Source organism: Aeromonas sp. RU39B (assembly GCF_900156095.1).
Taxonomy (GTDB): Bacteria; Pseudomonadota; Gammaproteobacteria; order Enterobacterales; family Aeromonadaceae; genus Aeromonas.
In genome coordinates this window covers 1-16592 of record NZ_FTMJ01000007.1, presented here as the reverse complement: position 1 = coordinate 16592, position 16592 = coordinate 1, and the positions used below count along the sequence as shown (strand labels likewise).

The following is a 16592-nucleotide window of genomic DNA, read 5'->3' as shown; positions in this document are numbered from 1 at the left end:
CATAGATAAAAAAGGGCCCACGACCTAAGTCGCGGGCCCACGAGGTGACCGTGTCACCTGGAGGATCAGAGCATGACGCCGGTAATCACTGCAGAGAGCAGACTGACCAGAGTCGAGCCATAAACCAGTTTCAGACCGAAGCGGGACACCATGTTGCCCTTCTCTTCGTTCAGCGCCTTGACCGCACCGGCGATGATGCCGATGGAGCTGAAGTTGGCGAACGATACCAGGAATACCGAGAGCATGCCCAGGGTACGCGGCGACAGGTCAGCAGCCAGCTTACCCATGTCCATCATGGCCACGAACTCGTTGGTCACCAGCTTGGTAGCCATGACGCTACCCACTTGCAGCGCTTCACCACTCGGAACACCGATGATCCAGGCGATCGGGTAGAACAGATAGCCCATGACGTGCTGGAAGTTAACGCCAAATGCCGCTTCAAACAGGTAGTTAATAAGGGCGATCAGGGCGATAAAGCCGATCAGCATGGCGCCCACAATCACCGCCACGGTGAAACCGGCCATGATGTACTCGCCCAGCATCTCGAAGAAGTTCTCCTTCTTCGGGGTATGGTGCTCGTCACCTTCAGCCGCAGCCTTGGCGTCGGTCACGGTGTTATCCGGCTCGTACGGGTTGATCAGGGAGAGCACCACGAAGGTACTGAACATGTTGAGTACCAGCGCAGCCACCACATAACGCGGTTCAATCATCTGCATGTAGGCACCGACGATGGACATTGACACGGTGGACATGGCTGTGGCCGCCAGGGTGTACATCTGCTTTTCGTTCATGTGCGGCAGAATATTCTTCAGCGCAATGAAGTTTTCCGACTGACCAACAATCATCGAGCTGATGGCATTGAAGGATTCAAGCTTGCCCATGCCGTTGATTTTTGCCAGAACAGTGCCGATACCACGAATAATCAGCGGCAGCAGACGGATATATTGGAGAATGCCGATCAGCACCGAGATAAATACAATCGGCATCAGGACCAGCAGGAAGAAACTGAACGCCCCTTCATTCAACAGACCACCGAAAACAAAGTCGGTACCTTGCTTGGCAAATTCCAGCAATTTGCCGAAACCGGCAGCAAATCCGCTAACAATGGCCAGACCAATCTGCGAGTTCAGCATGAACCAAGCCAGCGCCAGCTCCACCACCAGCAGTTGACCGATATAGCGAACCTTGACGTTACGCCAGCCATTACGATTGGCAAGCAGTGAGAGCACCGCTACCAGCAGCAGCCCGAGTACAAAGTGAAGATATTGCATACCAGAAAAGCCTGTAGGTTGTATTTTGACGGGCGCCATCATAGTCAGCTAAAAAATAAAAAAGCGGACCACCGTCACAATATAACGGAAAAAGATGCACATCAAATAATACAAACGTTTTTCGGGACTCGAATAAAAATCCAAATTAAATTCAAACCACACAATTTAATCGAGATTAAATATTCAAACGATGTTGTTGCCAGAAGCCTAGCGGCAGGGCGCAGAAATATAAAACGATTGCGCAATCGTTAGCAATCTATATTTTAAACAGACCATTTAATTAATTAAATGCGAAACGTTTATCTATTAATTAATTATTGAGCAGAGATACAAATGATAATGAAAACCCGGCGTCAGCCGGGTTTTCATTTACAGGGAGAGCTGGAATGCCTGCCTGAGACGGCGGATGAACTCGGCATCGCGGCACAGGGTCTTGCCGGCACTGTCGGAGATCTTGGCCACCGGCCCGCCGTTACACTCCACCAGCTTGAACACGATGTTCATTGGCGAGGCGCCGGGCAGATCGCAGGTGAGATGCGTTCCGATCCCGAAACTGGTGTTGATCCGGCCGCGAAAATGCCGGAACAGAGCCACCGCCTTGTCGAGATCCAGCCCATCGGAGAAGACCAGCATCTTGCTGCGCGGATCGATACCCAGTCGCTGATAGTGGGCAATTGCTTTTTCCCCCCACACCACCGGATCGCCAGAGTCGTGGCGCAGACCCTGATAACGGCTGGCCAGCTCAAAATCGAAATCACGCAAAAAGGCATCCATGGTGATGCAATCGGTCAAGGCGATGCCAAGGTGATCGTGGAACTCATCCAGCCAGGTGGTGAGCGCAGCCCGCTGGCTTTGCTCAAGGGCAAAGCCGAGCTGCTGGTGGGCCTGGAACCACTCGTGTGCCTGGGTGCCTACCGCCGGCAGCTGGTATTTTTGCGCCAGCATGTAGTTGCTGGTGCCGCAAAAGGCTGGCAAACGCTCCTGCAACCGACCGACCACCGCATCCTGCACTGCGCGCGAGAAGCGGCGACGGGTGCCGAAATCGATCAATTTGAATTCGGCCATCTCGTCCGCCGAGAGGTTCTCTTGCAGGCGATCGATCTTCTGATCGAGCCGGGCCAGAGCCTCGGCGACCCCAAGCTGGGGATAACGGAAGCGGTTACGCATCTCACTGATGGTGGCGAGGATCGGGATTTCCCACAGGATCACGTCCTGCCACAGACCGCTGACCCGCACCGACAGGCGCCCCTCTTGCTCATGCACTTCCAGCAGGGAGGCATCGAGCGGCTTGTGGCTGAGGTGCTCGATATAGTCGCGGCTTAGAAACGGGCGCTGGGCCAGGAAGTTGGCCTCTTCCCGGGAGAGACGCAGCCGGCCGGCACGGCGCAGCTGCGCTTCTATCTGTCCCATCAGCGGCAGCAGGTCCTCGTCGTTGCGACTGTGAAACTCCGCCACCACCTCGGCTTCCGGATAGTGATGGAACACCGCCTGCTGCATGTGCAGCTTGTAGGCGTCGGTATCAAGCAGACTGGACAGAATGGCGGACATCTCAGCACCCCAGCAGACGTTGAACTTCCTGCAGATCGACCGCCAGCTCAGCACCGGCAGCGCACATCTGCTGCTGCGCCAACGCCACGGTCTGCTCAGCAATGCCGCGGCAGGCGGCCAGATGCACGATGACCCGCAGGCCAGCCGCACGCAATTGCAGCACCGTGGTTTTGACGCAGTAATCAGTGGCCAGACCGCCAACCAGCACGGTCTCCACCTCATGAACCTTGAGAAACTCGATAAGCCCGGTCGAGCGGCGACCGGCCAGATCGTGGTAGCAGGCACCGTACGGATGCAGATCCGGCTCGATCCCCTTCCAGACGAAGAAGTCGTAATCAATCGGCGCTGGCAAACCATCGAGCAGCTCAAAACCGGCGGTGCCCGGCACACAGTGCGCAGGCCAGCTCAGGTCGGCATTGGGTAGCGTCAGCGGCTGCAGCGGCGCACGCTCGCCCCCGGCAACCCAGTCGGCATTGCGCGGGTGGGCATCTTTACTGCCAATGCGCAGTTGCGCCAATGCCGCCTGCCCATTGAGGGCCGCCACGATGGCATCACCACCGGGAACCGGCAACTCGTCAGGGCAGAGCGGGGTAAACCCTTTCTGCGCATCGATATCCAGACTGGCGATGATTCCCATGATCGGCTCCTGCACCACATATTATTCTTGTGATATTATCTACCAAACATTTTTGGAAGGCGAGCGTCGAATTCGCATGATGAGGATGAGTCTGGACGCCGTGGTGCTGCGATTGCAGGACGAACGGCTGGAGCTGCTGCTCGAACCCCGCCAGCGCTCTCCCCACGAGGGGACGCTGCAACTGCCGGCCCTGCGCATTGACGAAGAGCGTGATCGCGATCTGGAGTGCGGTCTCGACCGGCTGCTGCAGGAGTGGGGACTGGGCGAATGTTATCGGGAACAGGTGTGCAGCCTGGGGAGCCACGACCGCGATCCGCGCGGCTGGTCAACCACGCTGGTCTATCTCTGCCTGGTCGATCCTGAAATTCAGCTGCAACGCGGTCTGTGGCATCCGATCCAGTCGCTGCCGGGGCTGCGACTCGCCTTTGACCATGTGCAACTGGTGGCGCGTGCGCTGGAGCGGCTACGCGTCAAAAGCCGCTACAGCACCCTGCCGGTTCACCTGCTGGGGGTCGAGTTCACCCTCTCCGAGCTGCAGCGCGCCTACGAGATCATCTTGCAGACGCCGATGAACACCGCCGCCTTTCGCAAGCGCATCCACCGCGCCAACATCCTGCTTGATACGGGCCGTAAACGTACCGGCAAGCAGCGTCCGGCGATCCTCTACCGCCACGCTGCGTCATCCTGTGTCATGTTCGATCAGGTGATGCATGGGGCCGAAGCATGAAAATCCTGATCAGCGCCTGCCTGCTCGGCATGCCGGTGCGCTATGACGGTCAGAGCAAAGGGGTGGTCAGCCATTGGCTACAAGGGTTAGGTGCCGAGGGGCGCCTGCTACCCTTCTGTCCGGAGGTCGCGGGCGGTTTGCCAACCCCGCGGCCGCCCGCCGAGCGGCAGGGCGAGCACGTCATCACTCAAGGTGGCAAGGATGTCACGACCGAGTTTCTGCGCGGCGCGCAATTGGCGCTAGCGCTGTGTCGGCAGGAGGGTATCCGGCTGGCCCTGCTCAAAGAGGGCAGCCCGTCTTGTGGCAGTGGCCGCATCTATAACGGCCAGTTTACCGGGGTGAGCATGGCAGGCGAGGGCTGCACCACGGCGCTGCTGCGCCGCCATGGCATCGACGTGTTCAGCGAAGATCAGTTGGCGCAGCTGGCAGAGCGGCTGCGCCAGCTACAGTCCGCCGGTTAGAGCGGCGCCTCACTGCGAGCAGCCACCTGCTCGTCATCAACGACAGGGGCCGACTCCGGCTCCCCTTCCCAACGCGCCAGACGCGCATCCTTGGCAGCCCACAGCCCATTGAGCCATTGATGGAACTGGCGCTTGAACGGCTTGTCGTTGAAGTAATCCCCCACCATCTCGGGCCCGATGGGCAACTCTTCAATGTGCACCCGGATACGGGTCATTCGTCCCATCAGAAAATCACGAAACGGCTTGTCGCTGTTGTCGGGATAACTCAGGGTCACATTGATCATTTTGTCGAACTGCTCACCCATCGCGGCCAGCGTAAAGGCCAGTCCGGCCGCTTTGGGTGCCATCAGATGGCGATAGGGTGAGCGGGTCTGGTCACGCTTCTCTGCGGTAAAGCGGGTGCCTTCCACGAAGTTGATGACGGTGGTGGGCACATCACGAAACTTCTGACAGGCAGTGCGGGTCGCCTCGATATCCTTGCCACGCAGATGCGGGTTACGCAGCAGATATTCGCGTGAATAGCGGCGCATAAATGGCATATCGAGCCCCCAGCAAGCCTGCCCGATCAACGGCACATAAATGAGCTCGTGCTTGAGGAAGAACTTGGGCACCGGAATGCGGCGGCGCAACAGGTGACCGAGCACCACGATGTCGGTCCAGCTCAGGTGGTTACACACCACCAGATACCAGCCGTCGCTGCGCAGTTCGGTTTCGTCCTCAATCTCCCACTCAATTCGGTTAAGCAGGTGAATGAGCAGGGTGTTGCACTCCAGCCAACCACGCATCAGCAGGTTGTTGATATGAGTGCACAAGCGCGCCAACGGCGGCACCGGCAGGAACTTGACCAGCGACAGCAGGAAAATCAGGGTCGCCCAAAATGCAGTGTGGGCGATGGTCAGCAGAATACTGATGACGAGAACCAGAGGTCCGGGCAGAAAATTGAGCATGATGTCGTTTACTGTCCAGGCATGTGCAGCTCCGCCAGGGTCTTATCCTTTTCCGACCACAGGCAGTTCAACCACTGCTGGAACGTCTGTTGAAACTCGGGATTGTTGAAGTAATCACCCACCAACGTCCTGTCGATAGGCAGAATGCGTACCTTGACCCGCACCTCGTTGACCCGGCCGCACACATAATCCCAAAAGGTGGGAATGCCGTTCGGGTAGCAGATGGTCACGTCCACCAGCCGGTGCAGCTGATCACCCATGGCCGCCAGGGTAAACGCGATGCCGCCCGCTTTCGGTTGCAGCAGGTGACGATAGGGCGATCCTTGCTGCTCATGCTTGCCACGGGTAAAGCGGGTCCCTTCCACGAAGTTCATCACGCTGACCGGAATATGGCGAAACTTGGCGCAGGCCTTGCGGGTGGTCTCAATATCCTTCCCTTTCAGATGCGGATGTCTTTCCAGGAATTTTTTGGAATAGCGCCGCATAAACGGGAAATCCAGCGCCCACCAGGCCAGTCCAAGAAAAGGTACCCAAATCAGCTCTTTCTTCAGGAAAAATTTCAGAAAGGGGATTTTCCGATTGAAAATCCGCTGCAAGACGAGGATGTCTACCCAGGATTGATGGTTGGCAACCACCATATACCACTCGCTTGGGCTCGCCTTGTCCACTCCGACCACGTGCAATCGGGTGCCAGAGAAGACTTTTTGCACCAGATTGTTGAAACTGATCCAATAGGTGGCACAGCCATCTAACAGCCAGTTACAGCCGCTGCGAAAGGCCTTTAAAGGCACGATCAGCTTGGCCAGACCCAGCGACAGCACTGGGGTGAACCAAAACAGGGTGTTACTCACAATCAGCAGGGTCGAGAGGCTACCGCGCAGCCGCCCGAACAGTTTATGCGCCATCAACAGGCTCCTTGGTACTTCTGGTCTGACCTCGCATGATACCAGCCAGCGCGGCGTCCGCCTATGCGGTCAACTTTGTCGCAGGCGGGCTAGCAGCCGATCCATAGCGCGATAACCCAGCGCCTCAACCAGGTGGGGTTTGCCAATTTCTGGCGCACCGGCCAGATCGGCGATGGTACGCGACACCCGCAAGATGCGATGCCAGGCCCGGATACTAAGTCCGAGCTTCTGTATCGCCTCCTCCAGAAACAGCGCATCGTGCGGCGATAATCGGCAAACTTCTTCAATTTCACGGCTATCTAGCCACTGATTGACCTTGCCGGAGCGCTGCTGCATGCGTTCGCGGGCGGCCAGCACTCGCTCCCGCACGGTCGCGCTGCTCTCACCGCGCTCTGGCGTGCCGGTCAGGCTCCCTTTGGGCAGGAGCGGTACCTCCACGGTGAGATCGAAACGATCGAGAAACGGACCGGACAGGCGGCCGAGATAACGCAGGATCTGATCCGGGCTGGAGCGCGTCTGGCCGTCACCATAATGACCACAAGGGCTGGGATTCATCGCAGCCACCAGCTGGAAGCGAGCAGGAAACTCCACCTGCCGCGCCGCCCGACTGATCACGATAGCGCCGTTTTCCAGCGGCTCGCGCAGATTGTCGAGCACTTTGCGCTCAAACTCGGGCAATTCATCAAGAAACAACACCCCGTGATGCGCCAGCGAGATTTCACCGGGACGCGGTGAACTGCCTCCCCCCACCAGCGCCACCGCCGAGGCACTGTGATGCGGATGGCGATAAGGGCGCTCAAACCAATGCCGGCGCTGCTGGCCCAGCCCACCGAGGGAGTGAATGGCGGCGCTTTCCTGCGCTTCGTGCTCGTCAAGCGGCGGCAAAATACCGGGTAAACGGCTGGCCAACATGCTTTTGCCTGTGCCGGGCGGTCCGATAAACAGCAGGTGATGCCCGCCAGCCGCCGCGATCTCGAGCGCCCGCTTGGCCTGGGTCTGGCCGATCACCTCCTGCAGGTCTGGCTGGGGCGGTAGATCATAGGGAGCGTCCGGCTGCGGGTGTGGCAGCGGCGCCCGACCGCAGAGCCAGCCAGTCACCGCCAGCAGCCCGTTCGCTATGCGCACCTCGGCATCGCCAATCAGCGCCGCTTCGGGGCCATTTTCCTGCGCCACGACCAACATCCGGCGAGCATCACGACACGCCAACACGGCCGGCAGCACCCCCATCACCGGGCGCAACTCGCCGGTCAGCGCCAGCTCTGCCACCAACTCCAGTTGGGCCAGCGACGCTGCCGGCACCTGATCCGATGCGGCGAGAATGCCGATGGCAATGGCCAGATCGAAGCGGCCGCCCTCTTTGGGCAGGTCCGCTGGCGCAAGGTTGACGGTGATACGGCGCGCCGGAAACTCGAAGTTGGCATTGAGCAGGGCACTGCGCACCCGCTCACGCGACTCTTTAACCGAGGTTTCCGGCAACCCGACGATATTGAACGCCGGCAGTCCGTTAGAGAGGTGAACTTCGACTGTCACCAAGGGCGCCTCAATCCCGAGGCTGGCCCGGCTATAAACGACAGCTAATGACATGATTCCCGTCCCTGAGTTTATTTTGTTTCACAAAACAAAATAAAGATGGATAGATCATCTGGTTTGGCGCCGCCACCACGACAATATTCAGAAACTTGTCATGAAAAAAAGTCTTGCCCATGCTGACGTGCCGTGCTAGTTCTAATAGCCATTCGCGGTCATGCCGCCCGATATACACCGAATTAACTGGATTTTGTCATGAGCCTGGTCTCCCGTTTCGTCAGCATTATTGTGGTCCTAGTGGTGATTATTATTACACCGCTCGGGGCTCGTTTGGCTGCACGGAATAAGGGATAACCCACACCGGCAGAACCGAAGAAAACGACCCCCGAGCTCCTCAAGGACTCGGGGGTTTTTCTTTAGGCTCAGAACAGTAAGGATAGGACAGGAAGTATGCAGATGAATGGCGCTCAGTACGTGGTTTCCGCCCTCAAGCAACAGGGCATCACCCAGGTGTTCGGTTATCCCGGCGGCGCCATCATGCCTGTCTATGACGCACTCTACGACGGTGGCCTGTCTCATCAACTGTGCCGCCACGAACAGGGCGCAGCCATGGCCGCCATCGGTTACGCCCGCGCCAGCGGCAAAGTCGGGGTCTGCATCGCCACCTCTGGTCCCGGCGCCACCAATCTGGTCACCGGTCTGGCCGAAGCCCTGCTCGACTCGGTGCCGCTGGTTGCCATCTCGGGTCAAGTGCCCTGCGCCGCCATCGGCACCGACGCCTTTCAGGAAGTGGATGTGCTGGGATTGTCGCTGGCCTGTACCAAACACTCCTTCATGGTAGAGAGCGTGGAAGAGCTGCCCGAGATCATCGCGCAAGCCTTTGCCATCGCCTGCGAAGGACGGCCGGGGCCGGTGCTGATCGACCTGCCCAAGGATGTGCAGCTGGCCAGCTTCAGCCCACGCGCTCCGCTTGCCACCGTTGCTACACCCGAGCCCTTGCCGCAGGCAGCTATCGCTCAGGCGCGCGCCCTGATTGCCGCCGCCGAACGACCGCTGCTCTATGTCGGTGGCGGTGTCGGTATGGCCAACGCCGACGCCGCGCTGCGTGACTTTGCGGCCACAACCGGCATCCCGGCCGTGACCACCCTCAAAGGGATCGGCACCCTCGACCCGGACTCGCCGGTGTTCCTGGGCATGCTCGGCATGCATGGCACCAAGGCCGCCAACTACGCGGTGCAGATGTGCGACCTGCTGATTGTGGCCGGCGCCCGTTTCGACGATCGGGTAACCGGTAAGCTCGACGAATTCGCCGCCAAGGCCAAGGTGATCCATCTCGATGTGGATGCCGCCGAACTGGGCAAACGCCGCGAGCCGGAAGTCGGCATCACTGCCGATCTCAACGCCGTGCTGCCGGCGCTTTGCATGCCGCTGGATCTTGGCCCCTGGCGCGCTCACTGCGCGGCCATGGCGCGTGACTATGCGTTTCGCTATGACCATCCCGGCCAAGCCATCTATGCCCCGGCGCTGCTGCAGCGACTGAGCCAGAAGCTGCCGAAGGATACCGTCGTCGCCTGTGACGTGGGCCAGCACCAGATGTGGGTAGCCCAGCACATGCGCTTTGATAATCCACGCAACCACCTCTCCAGCGCCGGTCTCGGCACCATGGGGTTTGGCCTGCCGGCCGCCATCGGCGCCAAGATGGCTCGCCCGGACGATGAGGTGGTACTGGTGAGCGGCGACGGCTCATTCATGATGAACGTACAAGAGCTCGGCACCATCCGCCGAGCCGGCCTCAAGGTGAAGATGGTGCTGCTCGATAACCAGCGCCTCGGCATGGTACGCCAGTGGCAAGAGCTGTTCTTCGACGGCCGCTACAGCGAAACCAACCTGTCTGATAACCCCGATTTTGTGACCCTCGCTGCCGCATTTGGTATTGCGGGCGAGACCATCACATGCAAGGAAGAGATTGAACCGGCTCTTGAGCGCCTGCTGGCGCATCCGGGCGCCTATCTGCTGCATGTGGCGATCTCAGAGGAAGAGAACGTATGGCCCCTGGTGCCGCCAGGAGTCGCCAACCACCAGATGATGGAGCAACGCCCATGAATCAACATACCCTGCAGATCCATGCCCAACCCAGACCGGAAGTGATGGAGCGCGTCCTTCGGGTGGTTCGCCACCGCGGTTTCAATCTGTGCGCCCTCAATATGGAACAAGATTGCCAACAGCTGCGGATCACGGTTACTGTCGCATCCAGCCGTCCAATCCAGCAGCTGTGGAGCCAGCTGGCAAAACTGGTGGACGTCTCTTACGTCGACACCTGCCAGCAGCGCAGTGAGGAACCCTTGTCGAGCCTTCGTGCATAAGGAACACGCCCATGTCTCAGCCACAATATATCTGGTTCAACGGCCAACTGGTTCCCTGGGAAAGCGCCCAGGTTCACGTTATGACCCATGCCCTGCACTACGGCTCATCCGTATTTGAAGGGGTGCGGGCTTATGACACACCGCGTGGCACCTGCATCTTTCGTCTCAAGGAGCACACCCGCCGCCTGCTCGACTCTGCCAAGATCTACTGGATGGATCTCCCCTACGACGAGGCGGCGATCAACGAAGCGTGCCGCGCCGTGGTACGGGAGAACGGGCTCAAGAGCGGCTACCTGCGCCCGCTGGCCTTTATCGGCAATGTCGGGCTCGGTCTCACTCCGCCCAAGGATGCCAAGGCTGAACTGATTGTGGCGGCCGTGCCTTGGGGTGCCTATCTCGGTGAAGAGGGACTCAAGAACGGTGTGGATGTCTGCGTCACCTCCTGGAGCCGGCTTGCCCCCAACACCATCCCGACCGGCGCCAAAGCAGGTGGCAACTATCTCTCTTCCCAGCTCATCAGCCGCGAGGCCAAGCGCAACGGTTATGCCGAAGGGCTGGCGCTGGATGTGAACGGCTACCTGAGCGAAGGGGCTGGCGAGAACCTGTTCCTGGTGAAAAACGGCGTACTGTTCACCCCGCCGGCGACAGCCGCCATCCTGCCTGGCATCACCCGCGATACCATCATGACGCTGGCACGGGATCTTGGCATCGAAGTGCGCGAGCAGGCGCTGCCCCGTGAGGCGCTCTATGTGGCCGACGAGATCTTCATGACCGGAACGGCCGCCGAGGTGACACCGGTGCGCTCGGTCGATCGCATGACCATAGGTGCCGGTTGCCGTGGTCCGGTGACCGAGCAGCTGCAAAATGCCTTCTTCGGCCTGTTTAATGGTCAGACCGAAGACAAATGGGGTTGGCTCACGCCAGTTCAGGATTGATGACAGCGGGGAGGTGGCAACACCTCCCCGAGTCGCTCGGGGCCAGCCCGTTTAGACCGGCTGACCCGGATCGATTCCATTCGTTACATTATCGAGAGCCCAGAAGGGCCACGTATTTCAGGGAGTAGAGACAATGCCGAAGCTGCGCTCAGCCACCACCACCCACGGCCGTAACATGGCCGGCGCCCGCGCCCTGTGGCGCGCCACCGGCGTGAAAGAAGAGGATTTCGGCAAACCCATCATCGCCGTGGTTAACTCCTTCACCCAGTTTGTGCCCGGTCACGTGCACCTCAAGGATCTCGGCCAACTGGTTGCCCGCGAGATTGAAGCGGCCGGCGGAATCGCCAAAGAGTTCAACACCATCGCCGTGGATGACGGCATCGCCATGGGGCACGGCGGTATGCTCTACTCCTTGCCGTCACGCGAGCTTATCGCCGATTCGGTGGAGTACATGGTCAACGCCCACTGCGCCGATGCCATGGTCTGCATCTCCAACTGCGACAAGATCACCCCGGGGATGCTGATGGCCGCCCTGCGCATCAACATTCCGGTGATCTTCGTCTCCGGTGGCCCGATGGAAGCCGGCAAGACCACGCTCTCTGACCAGATCATCAAGCTCGACCTGGTCGATGCCATGATCCAGGGCGCCGACCCCAAGGTCTCCGATGCCCAGAGCGAGCAGGTTGAGCGCAGCGCCTGCCCCACCTGTGGCTCCTGCTCCGGCATGTTTACCGCCAACTCCATGAACTGCCTGACCGAAGCGCTCGGCCTCTCCCAGCCGGGCAACGGTTCGCTGCTGGCGACCCATGCCGACCGCGAACAGCTGTTCAAACTGGCTGGCCAGCGCATCGTCGCGCTGACCAAACGCTGGTATCAGCAGGACGATGCCTCGGCGCTGCCGCGCAATATCGCCACCAAGGAAGCCTTCGAGAACGCCATGTCGCTCGATATCGCCATGGGTGGCTCGACCAATACCGTGCTGCACCTGCTGGCTGCGGCGCAGGAAGCCGGTGTCGATTTCACCATGACCGACATCGATCGCCTGTCACGTCAGGTTCCGCAACTGTGCAAAGTGGCGCCGTCCACCCAGAAGTACCACATGGAAGATGTACACCGCGCCGGTGGCGTGGTGGCCATTCTCGGTCAGCTCGAGCAAGCCGGTCTGCTGCACACCTCGGTGCGTAACGTGCTCGGCACCTCTCTGGTAGAGCTGCTGGCCGAATATGACATCAGCCGCCAGCCGAGTGACGAAGTAGCCAGTTTCTTCCGTGCCGGGCCGGCCGGGATCCGCACCACTCGCGCCTTCAGCCAGGATTGCCGCTGGGACGAGCTGGATCTGGATCGCGCCGAAGGTTGCATCCGCTCGCGTGAGCACGCCTACAGCCAGGATGGCGGTCTCGCCGTGCTGACCGGCAACATCGCGCTCAAAGGTGCCATCGTCAAGACCGCCGGTGTAGATGAAGAGAACCTCACCTTCCGCGGTCCGGCTCGCGTGTTCGAGAGCCAGGAAGATGCCGTAGCCGGCATTCTCGATGGCACGGTGCAAGCCGGTGAAGTGGTCGTCATCCGCTACGAAGGGCCGAAAGGTGGTCCGGGTATGCAGGAGATGCTCTATCCGACCTCTTATCTGAAATCCATGGGGCTGGGTAAGAAGTGCGCCCTGATCACTGACGGGCGCTTCTCGGGTGGCACCTCGGGTCTCTCCATCGGTCACGTCTCACCGGAGGCCGCTGCGGGCGGCACCATCGGTCTGGTTGAGACCGGTGACATTATCCGCATCAATATCCCGACCCGTGAAATGGAGCTGGAAGTATCCAATGACGTGCTGGCGCTGCGCCGCACCGCCATGGAGGCCCGTGGCAGCAAGGCGTGGAAGCCGGTAAACCGTGAGCGTCCCGTATCGCTTGCCCTGCGCGCCTACGCCATGCTGGCAACCAGCGCCGACCAAGGCGCGGTGCGCGATCGCAGCAAGCTGGAGGAGTAATCATGGTGTCTGCGGCCGATTATCTACGCAAAATCCTGCTCTCTCCGGTCTATGAAGCGGCGCGGGTCACCCCGCTGCAGCCGCTCAAGAAGCTCTCGGAGCGCCTTGGCAATCACGTCACCCTGAAGCGGGAAGACCTGCAGCCGGTGCATTCGTTCAAGCTGCGCGGTGCTTATCACAAGATCGCCACCCTCACGACCGAACAAAAGGAGCACGGCGTCATTGCCGCCTCCGCCGGCAACCACGCTCAGGGTGTGGCGCTCTCTTCGGCCAAGCTCGGCATCAAGGCGATTATCGTGATGCCCAAGACCACGCCGGATATCAAGGTCGATGCGGTGCGCCGTCTCGGTGGCAACGTCATGCTGCACGGCAATAACTTCGATGAAGCCTATGCCGAAAGCCGACGCCTCTCCGACGTCGAGGGGTACACCCTGATCCCGCCGTTCGACGATGTGGAAGTGATCGCCGGACAAGGAACCATCGGCAAGGAGTTGCTTGAGCAGGATACCCGCCTGACCCACGTGTTTGTGCCGGTCGGTGGTGGTGGTCTGGCCGCCGGGGTGGCGGTCTACCTCAAGCAACTGCTACCCGACATCAAGGTGATCGGTGTCGAAGCGGACGGCTCGGCCTGCCTTAAAGCGGCCATGACCGCCGGGAAGCCGGTGTCGCTGGATCGCGTATCGCTGTTTGCCGATGGCGTGGCGGTACGCCGCATTGGTGAAGAGACGTTTCGTCTGTGTGATCAATACCTTGACGAAGTGGTGACCGTTTCCAACGACCAGATCTGCGCCGCACTGAAAGACATCTTCGATGACTGCCGTGCCATTGCCGAACCCTCGGGCGCCCTGTCGCTAGCCGGTCTCAAGGCCTATTGCGAGCGTGAGCAGATCAAGGGCGGACGGATGGCGGCTATCCTCTCTGGCGCCAATGTCAATTTCCACAGCCTGCGTTATGTTTCGGAGCGCTGCGAGATTGGCGAAAAGCGCGAAGGAATGCTGGCCGTCACCATCCCTGAGCGTAATGGCGCCTTCCTCGATTTTTGCCGCAACCTCGGCCCGCGCATGGTGACCGAGTTCAATTACCGCTACTCCCACGCCGAGCAAGCTACTCTGTTTGTCTCGGTACGGCTGACCGGCGGCGATCAGGAGCTCGGCCAAATCCAGAGCCAGCTGGAGCAAAACGGCTATCCAGTCGTCAACATGACTGAGAGTGAGCTGGCCAAGAACCACGTGCGCTACATGATTGGTGGACGGCCACCACGGCAGCTGCACGAGCGGCTCTACAGCTTCAAGTTTCCCGAGCAACCCGGCGCTCTGATGCGCTTCCTCGAGACCCTTGGCTTTCGCTGGAACATCAGCCTGTTCCATTACCGTAACCACGGCGCCGATTATGGTCGGGTGCTGTGCGCCTTCGAACTGCCGGATCAAGATGTGGACGCTTTCCACACCTATCTGCGCGAGATTGGTTACGCCTGGAAAGAGGTCGGTGACGATCCGGCTTACCAACTGTTCCTATCCAGCAACCGTTGAGCTAAAAACAGTGATAATCAGGGAGGCAGCGGCCTCCCTGCTTTTTTCTACCCCCAGCCAAGCGTTGTCAGCGAGCCTCCCGGTCTGTTACAACAGAGAGCCACGCCGACAAGGAGTTGTCATGTCGCCCGCCCTGTTACGTCAGTTTCCCCCACTGGTCTGGATCGTGGTGTTCGGAACGTTTCTAATCCGCACCGGTTTCTACATGGTGTGGCCCTTTATCTCGATCCTGCTCTACCGCGAACACGGCATGAGTGCCGGTAATATTGGCCTGCTGCTGGCTGGCACGGCGCTGGTGTCGACCGTGGTCGGTTTCTATGGCGGCTGGCTGTCAGACAAATTTGGCCGTCGCCTCATTCTGCTGCTCGGCTGCCTGATTTCTCTACTCTGCTACGCCCTGATCGGAATCAGCCATCATCTGCTGCCATTAGGGCTGGCGGTGGTTGGTAGCGGGCTCTCTTCCGGCATGATTGACGCACCGGGCAAAGCACTACTGGCCGATAGCCTCGAATCACCCAAGGCCCGCGAACTGGCGCTGCATCTGCGCTATTTCCTGCTCAACCTTGGGGCAGCGCTAGGACCGCTGCTGGGCGTTACACTCGGCATCAGCGCCCGTCAGCAGACCTTCCTGCTGCTGGCTGGTTGCTATGGTGTACTGGGGCTGGCCTTTGTATGGGGCTTTCATACCCTAAACCACAAAACCGGCGGATCAGTACCAAAGCGTTCTGGAACTGGCCTTCGCGATGTGTTTGCCGTGTTGCGCCGTGATCCCGGCTTTATGCTGCTTATTCTGGCTAATTTGCTGATGACCAGCGTCTATGCCCAGTTCAATTCTCCGCTGGTGCAATATCTTGATCGCGCCGGTACCCCAGATGTTGCCAAGCTGATTGCGCTACTCATTACCCTGAATGCAGTGACCGTGGTGACATTGCAATTTCCACTGCTCTGGTTGCTGCGCAACTGGCCAATCCGGCGTTGCCTGCAACTGGGGATCACCCTGTTTATGGGGGCACAACTGCTGTTTGCCGGAGGCGATACCGGCTCTTGGCACTCCTGGATAATGGCGACCATTCTGCTCAGTAGCGGCGAGGTTTTGCTATTCCCACTGCTTAACGTGCTGATCGACCAGATGGCCCCACCTCACCTCAAGGGCAGCTATTTCGGCGCCGGCGCACTAGCCGGTCTCGGCACAGCCGGAGGTACCTGGATTGGTGGTCTCTTTATCTCCGGTCTCGGTGGTCCGGCGCTCTATCTGCTGATGGCATGTATCTGCCTGTTGATAGCCCTGCTCTACGGCTGGAGCGCTCGCTACCCAAGGCCCTATACGCAACCCGTAGCATCCTGATGGCGTCGCGAAGCAAAGCTCTACGTTCTGTCTGAAACCAGACACTGAAGGCCTTCCCGTTTGGGAAGGCCTTCTCTATTCAGTGGCACAGTGGCAGCCGCGCTAGCGGCTGAACGCGGAGGACGTCAGTCCGACTTCCTCACGTCATCCAGCGACGCCGCGTTAAAAACAAAAAGCCCAGTCGCAAGACCAGGCTTCGTATTCAGTGGCGGGGTGGCAGCCGCGCCAGCGGCTGGGAGCGGAGGACGCCAGTCCGACTTCCTCACTGTAATGACCCACTGAAATCCTGCTCAGGTCATAATGAATGGAGATAACAGACATGAGCATCACGATGGACGAAGAAATCAAACGTTGGACGGCCAAGCGCAAGTCCGCCTTGGTCATGGAAATCATTCAGGGCAAGACCACCGTCG

The 16592-nt window shown here is 59.6% G+C and carries 14 protein-coding genes; 8 read left to right on the top strand and 6 right to left on the bottom strand.

Annotated features, from left to right (window positions below; translation table 11 throughout):
* Positions 1 to 65: 65 nt before the first annotated feature.
* The 3 genes from BW958_RS10955 to BW958_RS10945 form a co-directional block, all read right to left on the bottom strand.
* Positions 66 to 1271 carry a NupC/NupG family nucleoside CNT transporter gene (locus BW958_RS10955; protein ID WP_076575782.1) on the bottom strand — a complete coding sequence of 402 codons (1206 nt, stop codon included), beginning with the start codon at positions 1269 to 1271 and terminating at the stop codon, positions 66 to 68.
* Between the two features lie 369 nt (positions 1272 to 1640).
* Entirely contained in the window at positions 1641 to 2819 is a 1179-nt protein-coding gene (pncB, locus tag BW958_RS10950) for a nicotinate phosphoribosyltransferase (RefSeq protein ID WP_076575781.1), read from the bottom strand.
* A 1-nt stretch (position 2820) separates the two neighbouring features.
* On the bottom strand, positions 2821 to 3456 hold the full coding sequence (locus BW958_RS10945) for a nicotinamidase (RefSeq protein ID WP_076575780.1): 636 nt from the start codon (positions 3454 to 3456) through the stop codon (positions 2821 to 2823).
* Between the two features lie 76 nt (positions 3457 to 3532).
* On the opposite strand from BW958_RS10945, the gene BW958_RS10940 reads away from it, so the two are divergent.
* The gene (locus BW958_RS10940; protein WP_076575942.1) at positions 3533 to 4183 is read left to right on the top strand and encodes an NUDIX hydrolase; all 651 of its coding nucleotides are present in this window, start codon (positions 3533 to 3535) and stop codon (positions 4181 to 4183) included.
* A complete protein-coding gene (locus BW958_RS10935) occupies positions 4180 to 4644 on the top strand; it encodes a 2-thiouracil desulfurase family protein (protein WP_076575779.1) in 465 nt (154 codons plus the stop codon). Before BW958_RS10940 ends, BW958_RS10935 begins: the two co-directional genes overlap by 4 nt.
* Here BW958_RS10935 and BW958_RS10930 read toward each other — a convergent pair.
* From BW958_RS10930 to BW958_RS10920, 3 genes are all read right to left on the bottom strand, one after another.
* Positions 4641 to 5591: an acyltransferase gene (locus BW958_RS10930; protein ID WP_076575778.1), complete on the bottom strand. Its 951-nt coding sequence runs from the start codon at positions 5589 to 5591 to the stop codon at positions 4641 to 4643. The genes BW958_RS10935 and BW958_RS10930 overlap by 4 nt on opposite strands.
* Positions 5592 to 5599: 8 nt before the next feature.
* Positions 5600 to 6496 carry an acyltransferase gene (locus tag BW958_RS10925; protein ID WP_076575777.1) on the bottom strand — a complete coding sequence of 299 codons (897 nt, stop codon included), beginning with the start codon at positions 6494 to 6496 and terminating at the stop codon, positions 5600 to 5602.
* A gap of 69 nt (positions 6497 to 6565) precedes the next feature.
* Positions 6566 to 8080, bottom strand: a complete 1515-nt coding sequence (locus BW958_RS10920; protein ID WP_076575776.1) for a YifB family Mg chelatase-like AAA ATPase — start codon at positions 8078 to 8080, stop codon at positions 6566 to 6568.
* Between the two features lie 399 nt (positions 8081 to 8479).
* Between BW958_RS10920 and ilvG the strand changes: the two genes are divergently transcribed.
* From ilvG to BW958_RS10890, 6 genes are all read left to right on the top strand, one after another.
* A complete protein-coding gene (gene ilvG / locus BW958_RS10915) occupies positions 8480 to 10126 on the top strand; it encodes an acetolactate synthase 2 catalytic subunit (protein WP_076575941.1) in 1647 nt (548 codons plus the stop codon).
* On the top strand, positions 10123 to 10386 hold the full coding sequence (ilvM, locus tag BW958_RS10910) for an acetolactate synthase 2 small subunit (protein WP_076575775.1): 264 nt from the start codon (positions 10123 to 10125) through the stop codon (positions 10384 to 10386). The genes ilvG and ilvM overlap by 4 nt, the downstream gene beginning before the upstream one ends.
* 11 nt (positions 10387 to 10397) lie before the next feature.
* Positions 10398 to 11321 (top strand): branched-chain amino acid transaminase, encoded by a 924-nt coding sequence (locus tag BW958_RS10905; protein WP_076575774.1) that lies wholly within the window; start codon positions 10398 to 10400, stop codon positions 11319 to 11321.
* 133 nt (positions 11322 to 11454) lie between these two features.
* Positions 11455 to 13305 carry a dihydroxy-acid dehydratase gene (ilvD, locus tag BW958_RS10900; RefSeq protein ID WP_076575773.1) on the top strand — a complete coding sequence of 617 codons (1851 nt, stop codon included), beginning with the start codon at positions 11455 to 11457 and terminating at the stop codon, positions 13303 to 13305.
* Positions 13306 to 13307: 2 nt separating this feature from the next.
* Positions 13308 to 14834, top strand: coding sequence for a threonine ammonia-lyase, biosynthetic (gene ilvA, locus BW958_RS10895; RefSeq protein WP_076575772.1), 1527 nt, complete (start codon positions 13308 to 13310; stop codon positions 14832 to 14834).
* A 121-nt stretch (positions 14835 to 14955) separates the two neighbouring features.
* Positions 14956 to 16179, top strand: a complete 1224-nt coding sequence (locus BW958_RS10890) for an MDR family MFS transporter (RefSeq protein ID WP_076575771.1) — start codon at positions 14956 to 14958, stop codon at positions 16177 to 16179.
* Positions 16180 to 16592 lie beyond the last annotated feature (413 nt).